At 34.0% G+C, this 315-nt stretch carries 1 protein-coding gene; it reads left to right on the top strand.

Annotated features, from left to right (window positions below; translation table 11 throughout):
• Window positions 1–315: spore germination protein (locus ACP3VS_RS24385; RefSeq protein ID WP_426390312.1), on the top strand; the 315-nt coding region annotated here is incomplete at both ends.

Raw genomic sequence — 315 nt, forward strand, 5'->3', positions numbered from 1 at the left:
GGACTACCTGTTTCCTCTTCGTTCGAAATTCTTATTATGCTCATATTTTTTGACCTTTTTCGAGAAGCGGGAATACGCTTACCTAAAGCTATAGGTCAAACTATTGCAGTTTTAGGAGGCTTAATAGTTGGAGAAGCTGCTATAAGAGCAGGATTTACATCACCATCAACATTAGTAATTGGGGCACTTACCGTTATATCTAGCTATACATTAATTAATCAAAATTTACTAGGCAATATATTTTTAATAAGAGTCGCAACATTACTAATTGCCTCCTTTTTTGGAATGTATGGCTTTGTTTTAAGTGTCTTATTT

This window comes from Lysinibacillus sp. VIII_CA, assembly GCF_049943995.1.
GTDB lineage: Bacteria > Bacillota > Bacilli > Bacillales_A > Planococcaceae > Lysinibacillus > Lysinibacillus pinottii.